Here is a 15980-nt window from a genome sequence, read left to right on the forward strand (position 1 = left end):
GGCGCGCACGGTAGGGCAGCCGACGCCGAGACCGGGTGGTGCTCCTCGACGTCGGCACGGGAGACGCCCGGACGGGCGGACCGCACGGCGGCACGTGGGCCGACGGCGGGCTGCAGGGCTCGTCTCCCCTTAGGGTTGGGCGGACATGATCCTGCTGCTGACGGCGCACTGCGCCGCCGCTGCCCTGGCCGTGCCCGTCGTGCGCCGCTGGGGTCCTCGAGGGGTCCTCCTGACGGCTCTGGCGCCGCTGGCCGTCCTGGCGTGGCTCGTCGTGCAGTGGGCGTCCGGCACGGCCGGCTCCGACGGGTCGGCGCTGCGCGAGTCCGTCCCGTGGATCCCCGACCTGGGCGTCGAGCTGGCGCTCCGCCTCGACCCGCTCTCGGCGATCATGGTGCTGGTGGTGGCCGGCGTCGGCGCCCTGGTGCTCGCCTACTCCTCCGGCTACTTCGCCGGAGACTCCCAGGCCGGCACGCGGCAGCGGACGGTGCCGCTGCTCGTGGCGTTCTGCGCGGTCATGCTCGTGCTCGTCCTCGCCGACGACCTCGTGCTGCTCTACGTGGCCTGGGAGCTCACCACGGTGCTGTCGTGGCTGCTCATCGGCGGTGACGGGAGGTCACGGGCCGCCAGGTACGCCGCGAGCCAGGCGCTCGTGGTCACCACCGCCGGCGGGCTGGCGATGCTCGTGGGCATCGTCATCCTCGCGGTGACCACCGGCACGACGTCGATCAGCGGCCTCCTGGCCGACCCGCCGGCGGCTGGCGGCGCCACCACCGCGGCGGCGGTGCTCCTGCTCGCGGGGGCGGTCACCAAGTCCGCGCTGCTGCCCACCACGGCCTGGCTGCCGGGCGCGATGGTGGCCCCCACGCCCATCAGCGCCTACCTGCACGCCGCGGCGATGGTGAAGGCCGGCGTCTACCTCATCGCCCGCTTCGGCCCGGTGTTCACCGAGGTCCCGGCCTGGCGCTGGACGATCGTCGTCCTCGGTGGCGCCACGATGGTCGTCGGGGCCTGGCGCGCGCTGCGCCAGCACGACCTCAAGCTGCTGCTCGCCCACGGCACCGTCAGCGAGCTGGGCTTCATCGCGCTGCTGGTCGGCGCGGGGGGCCGCACCGGGGCCATCGCCGGCACCGGGCTGCTGCTCGCGCACGCCATGTTCAAGTCGTGCCTGTTCATGGTGGTCGGCGCCATCGACCACGGCGCCCACACCCGCGACCTGCGCAAGCTGTCGGGCCTGGCCCGCCGGGCACCGGCGCTGCTCGTCGCCTCCGTCCTCGCCGCCGGGTCGATGGCGGGCTTCCCGCCCCTGCTCGGCTTCATCACCCACGAGGCCGCCTTCGAGGGCTTCGTCGCCGGCGGCGGGTGGCCGCCGGGCGCCTCCGCGGGGGCCGACCTCTTCGTGCTCGTGGTGCTGCTGGTCGGCTCGGTGCTGACGGCGGCGTACAGCGCCCGCTTCGTGTGGGGGGCCTTCGCCACCCGCGAGCTGCCCGAGGGCGCGCCCGACCCCGACGCCTTCCACGCGCCCAGCGCCGTGATGGTGCTCCCGCTGCTCGTCGCCGCAGGGGGTGGGCTGTTCACGGGCCTCTTCCCCGGCCCGGTCGACGGCGTCGTCGCTGCGGCCACCGCCGGCTACCCCGCGGGTGAGGAGGGCTACTACCTGGCCCTGTGGCACGGCGTCACCCCCACGCTGGCCCTCTCCGGCGTCGCCCTCGGCCTGGGAGCCGTGCTCTTCGCCGCTCGCGCCCGCGTGGAGGTGGTGCAGCGCCGCCTCGACGTGCCTGCCCTGGCCGCGCTCACCGGAGGGCGCCTGCAGGACCGCGCCCGCGGCTGGATCGACGCCGCGGCCGCCTCCACCACGCTGGTCTACCAGCGCGGGTCGCTGCCCCAGTACGTGCTCACCGCGGCCGCCGTCCTGGTGCTCGGCCCCGGCTCCGCGCTCGTCGTGGCCACCGCCACCGGCGCCTGGCCCGCGGTGTGGCGCTGGTGGGACGAGCCGGTGCAGGCAGCCCTCGTGGTCGTGGCCCTCGGCACAGCGGTCGCCACCGCCGCCAGCAGGAACCGGCGGGCGGCCTTCGTCATGGCCGGGGTGTCGGGCTACGCCGTGGCCGGGCTCTTCGTGGTGGCCGGCGCCCCCGACGTCGCCCTCACCCAGGCGCTCGTGGAGAGCGTGACCCTCGCCGCCGCCGTCCTGGTGCTCCGCGGCCTGCCGCCCACCTTCGAGCCCTCACCGGACAGCCTCGTCAACGGCCCGAAGCCGTGGCTGCGGGCCGTGCTGGCCGTCAGCGCGGGTGCGGTCGCCTCGCTGCTCGCGGCGGTCGCCCTGGGCGCCCGCGAGGCCGTCCCCGCCTCGGTCGACTTCGCCCGTCTCGCCAAGCAGCTGGGGTACGGCGAGAACGTGGTCAACGTGACCCTGGTCGACCTGCGCGCCTGGGACACCTTCGGCGAGATCACCGTGCTGACGGTCGCCGCGACCGGCGTGGCCAGCCTCGTCTTCCTGCGCCACCGCACGGGGCGGGCCCCCCGCATGCGCTCCGGCGCCGGTCCGGGTCCCAGCGGCTCGCCTGCGGCGACGCGGCCGACGGGAGCCACCACGGTCGCCTCCACCTGGCGCTCCTCGCAGGACTTCGCACCCGGCCCCGACGCCGCGCCGTCCACCCGCTGGCTGCCGGCGGTGAAGACCCTCGCCCCGGCGCGCCGCAGCCTGCTGCTGGAGATCGTCGTCCGGCTGGTCTTCGGCACCGTCCTGGTCCTGTCGGTGTACCTGCTCTTCGCCGGCCACAACCTCCCCGGCGGTGGCTTCGCCGCGGGGCTCGTCACGGGCCTGGCCCTCTTCCTGCGCTACCTCGCGGGCGGTCGCTACGAGCTGGGCGAGGCCGCCCGGGTGGACGTCGGCGTGCTGCTGGGATCCGGCCTGCTCATCGCGGCCGCCTCAGCGGGCGTGCCGCTGCTGCTCGGCGGCCAGGCGACCCAGACGGCCGACACCTACCTGCACGTGCCGCTGCTGGGCGAGGTGCACCTGGTGAGCTCCCTCGCCTTCGACGTGGGGGTCTACCTCGTGGTGGTGGGCACCGTCCTCGACGTCCTGCGCAGCCTGGGAGCCGGCATCGACGCGCAGCAGGAGGAGATCGAGGCCGACCCCGCCGCCGTCCACGACCAGGAGGACGGCGACGACGACGGCGAGCCCGGCCCCGACGAGATGCCGGGCCCCGGCACCGAGGCCGACGGCGCCGCACCGGTCGACCTGGCCACCGCTGACGCGGAGGACGCCGAGGAGACCGACCCCGCCGGCGTCGAGGGCGTCGGCGGTCGTGGCGGCGACCCCGCGGGGGCGGGTGCCCGGTGAGCCCGACGATCGTCCTGACCCTCGCCATCGGCGGCCTCGTCGCCACCGGGGTCTACCTGCTGACCTCCCGCCACCTCACCCGCGTGGTGCTCGGGGTGCTCGTGGCGGGCAACGGCGTGAACCTGCTGATCATCGCGGCCGCGGGCCGCGCCGGCCGGGCTCCCGTGCTCGACCCCGACGGAGAGATCACCCTCGAGACCGCTGCCGAGGCGAGCGACCCGCTGCCGCAGGCCCTCGTGCTGACGGCCATCGTCATCACCTTCGCCGTGACGGCGTTCCTGCTGGCCATGGCCTACCGCACCAGCCGCATCGAGGGGACCAAGGGCGACGACGTCGTCCGCGACACCAGCCCCCAGGGCCGCTCGCGCGGCGAGGCGGCCCCCCCGGGTGAGGCGAGCGCGAGCGCCGACAGCGTCGACGGCCCCGACGGCGCGCCGGTCCCGGAGGGCGCCGAGAGCGCACCCGGTGGCAGCGGCGGCCCGGTGCTGGGGGCGGGCAACCGCCCCGCCGTCCGCGGAGACGACGCCGAGACCGAGGGGGCGAAGGCCTGATGCGCGTGCTCCTCCCCCTCGCCGTCCTCCTGCCCGTGCTGGGTGCCGCGCTGACGCTCGTGCTGGGCAGCCACCCGGTGTGGCAGCGCTGGGTGAGCGTCGCGGTGCTCTCCGGTGTGACGGCCACCGCTGCGGCGCTGCTCGTGGGAGCGGCCACCGACGGTCCGCAGTCGGTGGTGCTGGGCGCCTGGCCCGCGGGCGTCGGCATCTCGCTGGTGGCCGACAGGCTCTCAGCGCTCATGCTGCTCACCTCGTCCGTGGTCACGCTGTCGGTGATGCTCTTCTCGGTCGGGCAGGGCAGCACCGGAGACACCGAGCGGACCCCGGTCTCGATCTACCACCCGACGTTCCTCACGCTGTCCGCCGGCGTCTCCATCGCCTTCCTCGCCGGTGACCTCTTCAACCTCTACGTGGGGTTCGAGGTGCTGCTGGTCAGCAGCTACGTGCTGCTGACCCTCGGCGGCACGGCGGCGCGCGTGCGGGCGGGCATGACGTACGTCGTCGTCTCGATCGTCTCCTCGCTGCTGTTCCTCTCCGCCATCGGCCTGGTCTACGCGGCCACGGGGACGGTCTCCATGGCCGACCTGCCGGGGCGCCTGTCGGGCCTGCCGCTGGCGGTGGCCGTCGCGCTGCAGCTGGCGCTCCTGCTGGCCTTCGGCCTCAAGGCCGCGGCGTTCCCGCTGTCGGGGTGGCTGCCCGACAGCTACCCCACGGCAGCGGCGCCGGTGGCCGCCGTCTTCGCGGGCCTGCTGACCAAGATCGGCGTCTACGCCATCTTCCGCACCCAGACCGTGCTCTTCGGCGGGGTGCAGACCGCCGCGGTGACCACCGCGCTCGTGGTGGTGGCGGTGGCCACCATGCTCGTGGGCATCCTCGGCGCCATCGCCCAGAACGACCTCAAGCGCCTCATGTCGTTCACGCTGGTCAGCCACATCGGCTACATGCTCTTCGGCGTCGCGCTGGGCAGCGAGGCAGCGCTGGGCGCGGCGGTGTTCTACGCCGTCCACCACATCCTCGTGCAGACCGCGCTGTTCCTCGTGGTGGGCCTGGTGGAGCGGGCGGCGGGCACCACCTCGCTGCGCCGGCTCGGCGGCCTCGGGGGAGCAGCGCCGGGCATCGCCCTGCTCTTCCTGCTCCCGGCCCTCAACCTCGCCGGCATCCCGCCGTTCTCCGGCTTCGTCGGCAAGCTGGCGCTGCTGCGTGCGGGCGCTGCAGACGGCGGCCTGTCCGCCTGGGTGCTCGTGGTGGCCGGCGTGGTGACGAGCCTGCTCACCCTCTACGCCATCTCCCGGGCGTGGGCGGCGACCTTCTGGTCAGGCCGCGCCACCCGCCTCGACCCCGAGGTGAGCCCCGAAGCCGCCGCCGCCCGGGCCCACCGCGTGCCCCCGGCCATGGTCGCCGCTGCTGCGGGCGTCGTGGTGGTGGTCACCGCGCTGACCTTCGTGGCGGGCCCCCTGCTCGACCTCTCGAACGGCGCCGCGCGCGACACGCTCGACGTGCCGCAGTACACCTCCGTGATCGGCGGGCTCGACGTCGCCGGGGTCGACGGCAGCGGTGGCACCGACAGCGGGGAGAAGGCGCCGTGAACCAGCGGACCGGCACTCCGGCCGCCGGCAGCAGCCACGCCGCCAACCCCACTCGTCCTGGCTGGCGGGGGCGCCTGCCCCACCGCCGCCAGCTGCCCATCCTCGTGTGGATGGTCGTCTTCTGGTGCGGCCTGTGGGGCTCGGTCAGCCCGCTGGTGGTGGTGGGCGGCGTGCTCGTCGCCCTGGCCCTCGTGGCGGTGTTCCCGATGCCCACCCTGCCCCCGGCGCCGCGCCCCTCGCTGGTCGGGTCGGTGCGCCTGGCGCTCTTCGTGGTCTACGACCTGCTGCGCTCCAGCCTCCAGGTGGCCTGGTTCGCCGTGCGCCCCGGCCCCGTGCCCGCCAGCGCCATCGTCGCCGCGCCGCTGCGGTCCCGGTCGGACGCGATGATCGCCGCGACGGCGGAGCTGCTCAGCCTGGTGCCCGGCACGCTCGTGGTCGACATCGACGTCCCCAGCGGCACCCTGTACCTGCACGCCCTCGTCACGGGAGACCCCGAGAGGGTCGGCGACGACGTCCGCGAGCAGGTGCGGCGCATGGAGGAGCGGGTGCTCGCCGCGCTGGCGCCCGGAGCGCTGCGCGACGGGACGGACGTGGCTGACGACGTGAGGGAGGCGCAGCGCTGATGGGGGTCGTGACCGACGTCGCGCTGGGGATCCTGCTGGTGTCCGCGCTGCTCGTGGTGGTGCGGCTCGTGCGCGGCCCGACCACGCTCGACCGCGCCGCCGCCGCCGACGTCTTCGTGGCGATCCTGCTGTGCGGTGTCGCGGTGCTGGTGGCGCGGCGCGGCTCCACGGTGTTCGTCCCCGTGCTCCTGGCGCTGTCGCTGCTGGGCTTCGCCAGCTCGGTGGCGGTCGTGCGCTTCCTCGGCCGCGAGGACCCGGTGGAGCGCCCCGACGAGCACTCCGCCGAGGGCACCGACGCCCGCGAGCAGCAGGGAGGCACCCCGTGAGCGCCTGGGACTGGGTCTCGGCGGTGCTGCTGCTGTCGGGCTCGCTGCTGGCGCTGGCCGCCGGCATCGGCATGCTGCGCTTCCCCGACCTGTGGATGCGGATGCACGCGGGCACCAAGCCCCAGGTGCTGGGGCTGCTGCTGGTGCTGGCAGGGGTGGAGATCCAGCTGGTCCCCGACGCGAGCGCCGTCGTCGCGCTGCTGTTCGTGGGGCTGTTCCAGCTGGTCACCGCGCCGGTCGCGAGCCACCTGCTGGCCCGCGCCGGCCACCGGTCCGGAGTGGTCCCCCGCGACCAGCTGGTGCAGGACGACCTGCGCGTCTTCGAGCTGGAGTGCGCGGCGGGCGAGCACCCGGCGTCGTCACCCCCGAAGGACCCGACCCCCTCCTCGTGACGGCGGGCGCCGCACGCAGGCTCCTGCGTGCGACGCCCGTGGTCACGGACGGGCGGGTGAGGAGGTCAGGGGTGCAGCACGACCTTCGTCCACCCGTCCTCGCGAGCGTCGAAGTGCTGGTAGCCGTCGGCGGCCTGCGCCAGGTCCAGCTCGTGGCTGACGATGAAGCCCGGTGAGGCCTTGCCCTGCGTGATGAGGTCGCGCAGCTGTCGGTTGTAGCGCTTCACGTCGGCCTGGCCGGTGCCCATGGTCAGTCCCTTGGTGAAGAAGGCGCCGAAGGGGAAGGCCATGCGCCCCTCCTGCATGAGCGGGTCGGGACCGTTGGGGTCCTGGGGCGGGAACACGCCCACCACGCCGATGCCGCCGGTGGCCCGGACCACCTGGACGAGCGTGTCCAGGGTGCCGGCGGGGTGCTCCTCCCCCGAGTGGTCGTGGGCCTGCCAGCCCACGGCCTCGACACCGCGGTCCACCCCGACACCTCCCGTGGCCTCCATGACCTGCTCCACCGGATCGCCCTGGGAGAAGTCGACCGGCGTGGCACCCGCCTGCTCGGCCAGCGCGAGCCGGTCAGCGTGCTGGTCCACCACGTAGACCTGGTCGGCGCCCTGGATCCGCGCCGACAGGGCCGCCATGATCCCCACCGGGCCGGCACCCATGACCACCACGGACTCCCCCGGCTCGAGCCCCGACAGGCGCGTGCCGTGCCAGCCGGTGGGGAAGATGTCCGACAGCATCGCGTAGTCGAGCTCGTGCTCTCGGCTGTCAGCGCCGCCGGGCAGGCGGAGGGCGTTGAAGTCGGCGAACGGCACGCGCAGGTACTCGGCCTGCCCGCCCTGGTAGGGACCCATGTCGGCGTAGCCGAAGGCACCGCCCGCCATCCCCGGGTTCACCTCGAGGCAGAACGCCGTCTTGCCGCGGTTGCAGTTGCGGCAGTGCCCGCAGGCGATGTTGAAGGGGAGGGAGACGCGGTCGCCCTTCTTCAAGCGGGTGATGCCGGAGCCGACCTCCTCGACGATCCCCGTGTTCTCGTGGCCGAGGGTCTTGCCCTGCTCCACGTCGGTGCGCCCCTCGTACATGTGGAGGTCGGAGCCGCAGATGTTCGTGGACGTGATCTTGACGATGACGTCGGTGGGCGCCTCGATCCTGGCGTCGGGCACCTCGGTGACCGTGACGTCGCGGGGGCCGTTGTAGACGAGTGCCTTCATGGAGCACCCGTACCCGTCACGGTGGCCGGCAACCTGTGGATCAGCGGGGGTCGTGCTCCGCGTACCAGGCGGCGACGCGGCGGAAGCCCTCGTCGAGGTCGACCTTCGGAGCCCACTGCAGCACCCGCTGGGTCTCGCGCTGGTCGAACCAGTGGGCGGTGCCCAGCTGCTCGGCCAGGAAGCTCGTCAGCGGCGGCTCCTCGGCGCCGAGGGGGTGCCCCGCGGCGCGCAGGCCCCTCCAGACCGCCTCGACGGCGTGCCCAGCGGCGCTGGCGGCCCGGGTGGGGATGCGCCTGGTGGGGGCGGGCGCCCCACCGGCCACGGCCATCTTGGCCAGCAGCTCACCCACCGTGCGGGGCTGGGCGCTGGAGATGACGAAGGCGCGGCCGTGCGCGTCGTCGTCGGTGGCGTGGTCGAGGGCAGCCACGATCGCGTCGGCGGCGTCGTCCATGTACGTGGTGTCGATGAGGGCGGTGCCGTCACCGATGACCACCATGCGGCCCACGCGGGCGCGCTCGACCACGCGCCCGACCAGCTGGGTGTCGCCCGGGCCCCACACGATGTGCGGTCGCACCGCGACCACGGCGAACCCGGGAGCGTCCGCCGCCAGGGCGATGAGTTCGGCGGCGGCCTTGGTGCGGGCGTAGGGACCGCGGGCGTGCTCGGGGTCGGCCGTGCCGGCGCCCTCGCCCACCAGCGACGAGCCCACGTGCGCCACCGACGGCGAGGAGACCTGCACGTACCGGGTGGCCCCGGCCTCGCGGGCGCCGGCGAGCAGCGCGCGCGTCCCCTCGACGTTGACCGCCCGGTACTCCTCCTCCGGTCCGGTCAGCGCGACCTTGGCCGCCAGGTGGACCACGGCGTCGACGCCCTCGCAGGCGCGGCGCACGGCGGCGGGGTCGGACATGTCGCCCTGCACGTCGCGCACGCCCTCGACGCCGCTGGGGCGCCGCTGGAAGGTCGTCACCTCGTGGCCGCGGGCCACGAGGGCGGCGGCGGTGGTCCCGCCGAGCAGACCGCTGGCGCCGGTCACGAGCACCTTCACGCGGGCACCTCCACGGGGCTGTCGGCCTTGGTGCTCCCCGACAGGACCCCGGCGGCCCAGGCGGCGACCCTGGTCCTGTCGACCTTGGAGCGGTGGCGCACGTCGGTGGGCAGCTCGGACACCACGAGCACCGCGGCGACCGGGACCGGCGTGCCGGCGGTGGCCCGGACGGCGTCGACGAGCTCCACCGGGGCGGGTCCCGGAACGGGGGCGCCGTTCCCACCGGTGGTCTCCAGGACGACGACGGGCTGCTGCGTGCCGGCCGGGCCGACGCCCACGAGCGCCGCCCTCGCGACGCCGGGCAGCAGCTGCACCCGCTGTTCCGCGCCCACCGGGGTGAGCGGGCCGGCGGCCGTGGTGACGACGTGGGCGAGGCGGCCCTCCACCCACAACCGTCCCGCCGCGTCGAGGTGGCCGACGTCGCCGGTGCGGTGCCAGCCGGACTCGCCCTCGGCGCCGGGGGTGCCGCGGACGCTCTCGCGCTGCACGTCCCAGAGCTGGTCGTAGTGGTCCTTCATGAGCGGGGAGCGCACGACGATCTCGCCGGTGGGCGCCTCGGCGCCCTCGACGAGCGGGCCGACAGCGCGGCCGAGGTCGTCCAGGGCCGAGGTGGCCAGCCGCGTGCCCGGCAGCGGAGAGCCGACCAGCACCCCCTCACCGGGGCCGGCGGCCTGCAGCTCGGTGAGGTTGGTCTGGGCCACGAGCAGCCCCTCGGTCATGCCGTAGGGGGTGCGGCACTCGGCACCGGGCAGCACGTCACCGGCCTGAGCGAGCAGGTCGGTGCCCACGGGCGCGCCGGCGGACAGCAGGAGCCTGACGCGGGCCAGGGCTGCCCGGCCGGCGTCGTCGACGTCGCCGGAGGTCGCCACGACGCGCCGCAGCGCGGCGGGGGAGGCGAAGACGACAGGCGCCACCGACTCGTCGTCGGGAGCGACCGCCGCGACGGCGCGCGCGAGCGCGGCCGCGGTCAGGGTGTCGGGCTTGGTGACGTCGGTCTCGGGCACCGCGGCCGTGGCGCCGAGCAGAGGGGCGAGGATGGCGAAGGGGGCGAAGGCCGCCACCAGCGAGCCTCCGGGCCCGAGGCCGCACGTCTGGGCGGCGGCGTCGCGCAGGGCCTGCAGCGTCGCGTGGGTGTGCACGACGCCCTTGGCGGGCCCGGTGGAGCCGGAGGTGAACAGCACAGCGCCCTGGTCGGACGGCGACGGCTCGGGCAGCGGCTGGTGTCCGGTGGTGGTGCGCCGCGCACGACCGACGGCCTCCAGGTCCGCCAGGTGCTCCACCGCCCCGAGCGCGCGGCGGCGGATCCCCGTGCTCGCGCCGGCGAGGACGCGGCGGCCGGGCCAGCCGAGCGCACGAGCGGCCAGCAGGGCCCGCTCGATGCCGATGACGACCGCGGGGTCGGCGCTGGCGACGGCGCGGGTGAGGCCCTTGACGCCCAGTCCCGCATCAGCCACGACGACCACCGCACCGAGCCTCAGGCAGGCGCTGAACAGCGCCGACAGGTCGGGCCCGGGCGGCACGAGAAGCGCCACGCGCTGGCCGGGACGCACGCCGGAGGCCGCCAGGCCCTCGGCGAGGTCCTCCACGCGGGCGGCCAGCTGGCGCCAGGTGAGGGTCTCGGCGGGGGCGCCGGGGCGCAGCTGGGCCACGGCCACGGAGTCGTCCTGGGAGCGCTCGCGCAGCGCCGACCACAGGGGGGCGCGCTCCTGCGCCGCCGAGGGGTCCGAGGAGCCGGTGGTCCGAGCAGCGCCGGCGTACGGCGCTGACCGCAGCCGCTCCAGCCAGCGCACCACGGTCCCGGCGACGCCCCGGTCGGGCTCGACGTCCTCGACCAGCAGGTGGCCGGTGCCCTCGAAGCGGTGGACGTCCGCGTGCGGGAGGCGGGCGCGCAGGTCCTGGAAGTAGCGCTGCCGGAAGACGGGGTCGGCGGGGCCCCACACGAGCAGCGAGGGCACCCGGTCCGCGCCGATGGCGGACAGCCCCGCGGCCACCTCGTCCAGGGTCGGGGCGCTCGGGTGGCCGGGGGTCACCGGGATGTCGGCGACGAAGGCACCGACGCCCACGCGCCGCGCGGCGCCGCGGTACGGGGCCAGGTAGGCGTCGGCCACCCCGGGCGCCAGCGGGCGCCGCGCCGTGGCGACGGTGGCCCGCATGAACGCGTCGGTGGTCGTGGTCCCAGCGGTGTGGAGGCCGTGCGTGGTGAACGGCACGAGGATCGCCGGCAGTGACGCTCCCTCGGGCTGGTGCACCGCGGTGTTGAGGAGCACCACGCCCTCGAGGACGTCGCGGTGGCGTCCGGCCCACCCGGAGGAGACCACCCCGCCCCAGTCGTGGCCGATGGTCACCACGCGGGGGCGGGAACCCTCGGTCACCGGGCCCGAGACGCCCAGGACGTCGGTGAGGCGGCCGAGGTCGTCGATGCGCCGCTCGAGGCGACGGCGGGTGCCGGTGCGCTCCGACCAGCCCATGTCGAGCTGGTCGGGGGCCACCAGGCGCCACCCGGCGGCGGCGGCGCGCGGCAGCAGCGAGCGCCAGAGGTAGGACCAGGTGGGGTTGCCGTGCACGGCGAGCAGCACGCCGACCGGGTCGGCGCCGGTGGCCTCGCGCACCGCGGCCTCACCGTCCAGCAGGTGGACGGTGCGGCGGACGCCGTCGGCGTCGGTGAAGGAGACCAGGCGCGACCAGGTCGGATCCAGGCCGGGCAGGCCGGCCGGGGGGAGCGCCGCGGGGGCGCGGGTCACCAGACGATCTCGCAGAACGCCGAGTTCAGACCCGAGCCGACGCCCAGGCACAGCACGCGGTCGCCGGGCTCGAGCGAGTCGGCCTCGCGGGCCAGGGTCATGGGGAGGGAGGCCGGGCCGACGTTGCCGAGCACCGGGTAGCTCTCCGGCACCTTCGACCACGGCACACCGGTCCGCTCGACCAGCGCCGCCATGTGGATCTTGGAGACCTGGTGGAAGACGTAGCGGGCCACGCCGCTGCTCCAGCCCCACTCCTCGTCGGCGGCGTCGAACGCCTCTCCCACGAGGGCGACGCCGTGCTCGAGCAGCCCGCGGCCGTCCGCCACCATCTGCTCGGCGCTGGCCACGCACAGCCCGTGGTGGGAGCTGCCCGAGCGCGCCACGCCACCCCGGACCCGGTGGCCCTCGGGGTGGGCGTCCGCCGGGCCGAGGACGGCGGCCACCGCGCCGGACCCGAGGGTCAGGGAGGCGAACTCGTCCAGGTACTCCTGCCGCGTCACCGGCTGGTTGGCCAGGCGGTCCAGCGTCCTGTCGAACATCGGGCTGATGTCCTCGGCGCCGACGACCACCGCGTAGCGCACCTGGCCGGCGTCGATCATCGCCGAAGCGGTCTGCAGCCCGTTGACGAAGCCGAGGCAGGCGTTGGTGATGTCGAAGTTCATCGCCGAGCTCGGCAGCCCCATCGCCTCGTGCACGACGGCGGAGACCGCGGGCTCGAGGTGGTAGCGGGTCACCGAGGTGTTGATGACCAGACCGACGTCCGAGGCGTCGATGCCCGCCTCGGACAGCGCCTTCGACCCGGCCGTCGCGGCGGCCTCGCCGCACGTGACGTCGCCGGCGTACAGACGGCGCTCGCGGATGCCGGTGACGCGCTGCAGCAGGCCGGGGCGGATGCCCAGCCTCTTCATGGTGCCGGCGAGGCGCTCGTCGAGCTCGTCGGACGTGACCACGACCGGTGCCTCGATGGCGTTGATGGAGAGCAGAGCGGTGTTGGCCGCCCGCCAGCTCGTGTTGCCGTTCACGCACACCTCGTTCCAGGGCTCAGGACCCCTGAGGTTAACGGTCCTGACGGGGTGCTGCCCTCTCCGGAGACGCAGGAGGGCCCGGCCGCTGGACAGCGACCGGGCCCTCTGCTCGCGGTGCGCGAGGGGGGAGTTGAACCCCCACGCCCTTTCGGGCACACGGACCTGAACCGTGCGCGTCTGCCTATTCCGCCACTCGCGCGAGCAGTGGAAAAACTAGCACGGTCCGTCCGCCGACCCTCGCAGCGGGGCAGCGGGCCCCACCCGCGCCGCGCCGCTCAGGGAGGAGTGCGAGGGTCGAGCACCGGCACCGCGGCGCGCGGAGGTCTCCAGGAGCCCGCGCCCGGGCGGCGCCGCGGATACGATCCAGGACCGGCTGCCGCACGCTGAGGGGAGGGGCCGTGGGAGTGCTCGACCGCTTCGAGCGCAGCGTCGAGCGCGTGGTCAACGGCGTCTTCGCGAAGGCCTTCAAGAGCGAGGTGCAGCCCGTCGAGCTGGCGAGCGCCCTGCGCCGCGAGGTCGACACGACCTCCGCCGTCGTCGGCCCCGGCCGCACGCTCGTGCCGAACGCCTTCACCATCGACCTGGGCCCCTCCGACCACGAGCGCCTGTCCTCCTGGGAGGACGCGCTGGCGTCCGAGCTGGCCACGGCCGTGACCGAGCACGCCCGCGCCCAGCGGTACTCCTTCTCCGGCCCCGTCACGGTGCGGCTCCAGCGGGACGAGGAGCTCGCCACCGGTGTCTTCCGGGTGCGCAGCGCCCGCGTGCGCGGAGGCATCGCCCCCGCCACCTCCGCCGTCGCGACCCCGGCGCACCCGGTGCTCGAGGTCGACGGCCGCAGCTACCAGATGACCTCCGAGCGCACCGTGATCGGCCGCGGCAGCGAGTGCGACGTCGTCGTCGACGACCCCGGCACCTCCCGGCGGCACCTGGAGGTCGTCCGCAGCGGCGGCCGCACCACCGTGCACGACCTCGGCTCCACCAACGGCACCACGGTCGACGGCCGGCGCCTCGACGAGGCCGGTGGCCGCACCGCGGTGCTGCACGACGGCAGCCGCATCCAGCTGGGCCGCACCACGGTGGTCTTCCACTCCGGCGACAGCACCGGCGACGACGCCGACCAGGAGTGGTGAGGCCGTGAGCCAGCTCACCGTCACCGTCCTCCAGCTGGGCCTGCTCGTGGTGCTCTGGCTGTTCGTGCTGGGCGTGGTCGCCGTGCTGCGCCGGGACCTCTACGGCGTGCGGGCGCCGCGGCAGGCCGCGCCCGCGACGGCCGCCGGCTCCGGACCTCCGCCCGCCCCAGAACCCGCACCGGCCCCCTCGCCGGCTCCGGCGCCGCCGCCCGCTGCCGCCCCGCGGCCCGCCCCCTCGGCGCCCCGGGTCCGCCTCCTGGTGGTCACCGAGGGTCCGCGCGCCGGCACCCGGGTCGAGATGGACGGCTCTCCGGTGACCCTGGGCCGCTCCGACGACTGCACCCTCGTGCTCGGCGACGACTACGCCTCCGGCCACCACGCGCGCCTCACGCCCTCGAGCAGCGCCCCCGGGGGCTGGGTCCTGGAGGACCTGGGCTCCACCAACGGCACCTCCCTCGGCACCGGGCCGTCCGCCGCTCCCGTGCGCGGGGCGGTGCCGGTGGGCGCCGGCAGCGTGGTGCGCATCGGACGCACCACCCTGGAGCTGCGCGCATGACCCTGGCCCTGCGGGCCGCGGCCCGATCCGACGTCGGCCTGGTGCGCGCCAGCAACCAGGACTCCGGCTTCGCCGGCACCCGGTTCGTCGTCGTCGCCGACGGCATGGGCGGCCACGCCGGCGGTGACGTGGCCTCGGCCACCGCTGTCGCCGAGCTCATCGGCCTGGACGACGAGGCGCACGGCGCCGAGGCGCCCCAGCGCCTCGCGGACGCGGTGGCGCGGGCGCAGGCCGCCCTGCTGCGGCGGGTGGCGGTCGAGCCGTCGCTGTCGGGCATGGGCACCACCGTCACGGCGCTGCTGAGGGCGGGGGAGCGCCTCGTGCTGGCGCACCTGGGGGACTCCCGGGCCTACCTCCTGCGCGATGGCGCGCTGGTGCAGGTCACCCGAGACCACACCTTCGTCCAGCGCCTCGTCGACGAGGGCCGCATCACGGCCGAGGAGGCCGAGCACCACCCGCAGCGCAACGTCATCCTGCGCGTCCTCGGCGACGTCCAGTCCTCCCCCGAGCCGGACCTGTCCGTGCAGGAGGCGCACGTCGGCGACCGCTGGCTGCTGTGCTCCGACGGGCTCCCCCGGGTCGTGTCCGACGAGACGATCGAGCGCACGCTCGTGCAGGAGCCGGACGTCGGCAGGTGCGCGGAGACGCTCGTGGAGCTGGCCCTGCGGGCCGGCGCTCCCGACAACGTGACCTGCGTGGTCGCCGACGTCGTCGAGGTCTCCCCGGGCGACCCCCCGGCGACGGTCCGGCAGGTCGTCGGCGCCGCCGGTGAGCGCCCGGACCCCGACGAGCGCGCCGTCCGCATCCCCACCAGCCCCGCCATGCGCGCTGCGGTGCTGGGCCGGGGCAGCGGCACGGCGCCGCTGACGGCGGCCGCTCCGACCGCCCCAGCGGGCGCCTCCGCCCGCTCCGACAGGTCCCAGGAGGAGTCGCAGACCGGTCCACCGGGCGCGGCGACCGGGGACCGCACCGACCCTCCCCCACGGCCCGCCAGGGTCCGGTGGGGGCTGCGGGTGCTCGTGGTCCTCGTCGTGGCCCTCGTCCTGGGGGGCGGCGCCCTGGCCGGGTCGGCGTGGCTGGGGCGCCAGTACTTCGTCGCCGACGACGGCGGCGCCGTGGCCATCTACCGCGGGCTGTCGCAGGACGTGGGCCCTGTGCACCTGTCCCGGCTGGTCGACACCACCGACGTCCGCGTCGCCGACCTCCCCGCGGCGTTCCGCGACCAGGTGGCCGCCGGGATGCCCGCTGACAGCCTGCCCGCGGCCCAGGAGATCGTGACCCGGCTGCGGGACGTCTCGCGCACGGAGGACGACGCCGCTGCAGGGGGCACCAGCCCCTCCGCCGGCACCGACCCCTCGGCCTCGCCGAGCACGGCTCCGACCGAGCAGCCCGCCCCCGTCGAGGGCGGCGCCCCCACCACGGCGGCGGCACCGTGAGGGCGCGCTGGGTGGAGCTGGGTC

General features: G+C 75.6%; 13 protein-coding genes and 1 tRNA gene. 9 read left to right on the forward strand and 5 right to left on the reverse strand.

All coding sequences use genetic code 11. From position 1 onward, the window contains the following. Positions 1 to 145: 145 nt before the first annotated feature. Genes FMM08_RS10720 through mnhG form a run of 6 tightly spaced genes read left to right on the forward strand, consistent with a single transcriptional unit; the run spans position 146 to position 6818 of the window. A complete protein-coding gene (locus FMM08_RS10720) occupies positions 146 to 3340 on the forward strand; it encodes a Na+/H+ antiporter subunit A (protein ID WP_147926379.1) in 3195 nt (1064 codons plus the stop codon). Continuing rightward, the gene (locus FMM08_RS10725) at positions 3337 to 3891 is read left to right on the forward strand and encodes an NADH-quinone oxidoreductase subunit K (protein WP_147926380.1); all 555 of its coding nucleotides are present in this window, start codon (positions 3337 to 3339) and stop codon (positions 3889 to 3891) included. The genes FMM08_RS10720 and FMM08_RS10725 overlap by 4 nt, the downstream gene beginning before the upstream one ends. Further along, complete coding sequence (locus FMM08_RS10730) at positions 3891 to 5477, forward strand: Na+/H+ antiporter subunit D (RefSeq protein WP_147926381.1); 1587 nt, start codon at positions 3891 to 3893, stop codon at positions 5475 to 5477. Before FMM08_RS10725 ends, FMM08_RS10730 begins: the two co-directional genes overlap by 1 nt. Further along, a complete protein-coding gene (locus tag FMM08_RS10735) occupies positions 5474 to 6100 on the forward strand; it encodes a Na+/H+ antiporter subunit E (RefSeq protein ID WP_147926382.1) in 627 nt (208 codons plus the stop codon). The genes FMM08_RS10730 and FMM08_RS10735 overlap by 4 nt, the downstream gene beginning before the upstream one ends. Then, entirely contained in the window at positions 6100 to 6426 is a 327-nt protein-coding gene (locus FMM08_RS10740; RefSeq protein WP_147926383.1) for an MrpF/PhaF family protein, read from the forward strand. Before FMM08_RS10735 ends, FMM08_RS10740 begins: the two co-directional genes overlap by 1 nt. Next, a complete protein-coding gene (mnhG, locus tag FMM08_RS10745; protein ID WP_147926384.1) occupies positions 6423 to 6818 on the forward strand; it encodes a monovalent cation/H(+) antiporter subunit G in 396 nt (131 codons plus the stop codon). Before FMM08_RS10740 ends, mnhG begins: the two co-directional genes overlap by 4 nt. 65 nt (positions 6819 to 6883) lie before the next feature. Here mnhG and FMM08_RS10750 read toward each other — a convergent pair whose 3' ends face one another. From FMM08_RS10750 to FMM08_RS10770, 5 genes are all read right to left on the reverse strand, one after another. Then, positions 6884 to 8023 carry a glutathione-independent formaldehyde dehydrogenase gene (locus FMM08_RS10750; protein WP_147926385.1) on the reverse strand — a complete coding sequence of 380 codons (1140 nt, stop codon included), beginning with the start codon at positions 8021 to 8023 and terminating at the stop codon, positions 6884 to 6886. Between the two features lie 40 nt (positions 8024 to 8063). Next, complete coding sequence (locus FMM08_RS10755) at positions 8064 to 9068, reverse strand: NAD-dependent epimerase/dehydratase family protein (protein WP_147926386.1); 1005 nt, start codon at positions 9066 to 9068, stop codon at positions 8064 to 8066. Next, positions 9065 to 11809: an alpha/beta fold hydrolase gene (locus FMM08_RS10760; protein WP_222710659.1), complete on the reverse strand. Its 2745-nt coding sequence runs from the start codon at positions 11807 to 11809 to the stop codon at positions 9065 to 9067. The genes FMM08_RS10755 and FMM08_RS10760 overlap by 4 nt, the downstream gene beginning before the upstream one ends. Continuing rightward, entirely contained in the window at positions 11806 to 12831 is a 1026-nt protein-coding gene (locus FMM08_RS10765) for a 3-oxoacyl-ACP synthase III (RefSeq protein WP_147926387.1), read from the reverse strand. Before FMM08_RS10765 ends, FMM08_RS10760 begins: the two co-directional genes overlap by 4 nt. A gap of 118 nt (positions 12832 to 12949) precedes the next feature. After that, positions 12950 to 13033: transfer RNA gene (locus FMM08_RS10770), tRNA-Leu, on the reverse strand. Positions 13034 to 13232: 199 nt separating this feature from the next. On the opposite strand from FMM08_RS10770, the gene FMM08_RS10775 reads away from it, so the two are divergent. From FMM08_RS10775 to FMM08_RS10785, 3 genes are read left to right on the forward strand one after another with little or no spacing between them, the layout of a single operon-like run. Beyond that, complete coding sequence (locus tag FMM08_RS10775; RefSeq protein ID WP_147926388.1) at positions 13233 to 13964, forward strand: FHA domain-containing protein; 732 nt, start codon at positions 13233 to 13235, stop codon at positions 13962 to 13964. 4 nt (positions 13965 to 13968) lie between these two features. Continuing rightward, positions 13969 to 14520 carry an FHA domain-containing protein FhaB/FipA gene (locus tag FMM08_RS10780; RefSeq protein WP_147926389.1) on the forward strand — a complete coding sequence of 184 codons (552 nt, stop codon included), beginning with the start codon at positions 13969 to 13971 and terminating at the stop codon, positions 14518 to 14520. Beyond that, the gene (locus tag FMM08_RS10785) at positions 14517 to 15956 is read left to right on the forward strand and encodes a PP2C family protein-serine/threonine phosphatase (RefSeq protein ID WP_147926390.1); all 1440 of its coding nucleotides are present in this window, start codon (positions 14517 to 14519) and stop codon (positions 15954 to 15956) included. The genes FMM08_RS10780 and FMM08_RS10785 overlap by 4 nt, the downstream gene beginning before the upstream one ends. The last annotated feature ends 24 nt before the right edge of the window (positions 15957 to 15980 follow it).

It is taken from the genome of Quadrisphaera setariae, from assembly GCF_008041935.1.
GTDB classification, from domain to species: domain Bacteria; phylum Actinomycetota; class Actinomycetes; order Actinomycetales; family Quadrisphaeraceae; genus Quadrisphaera; species Quadrisphaera setariae.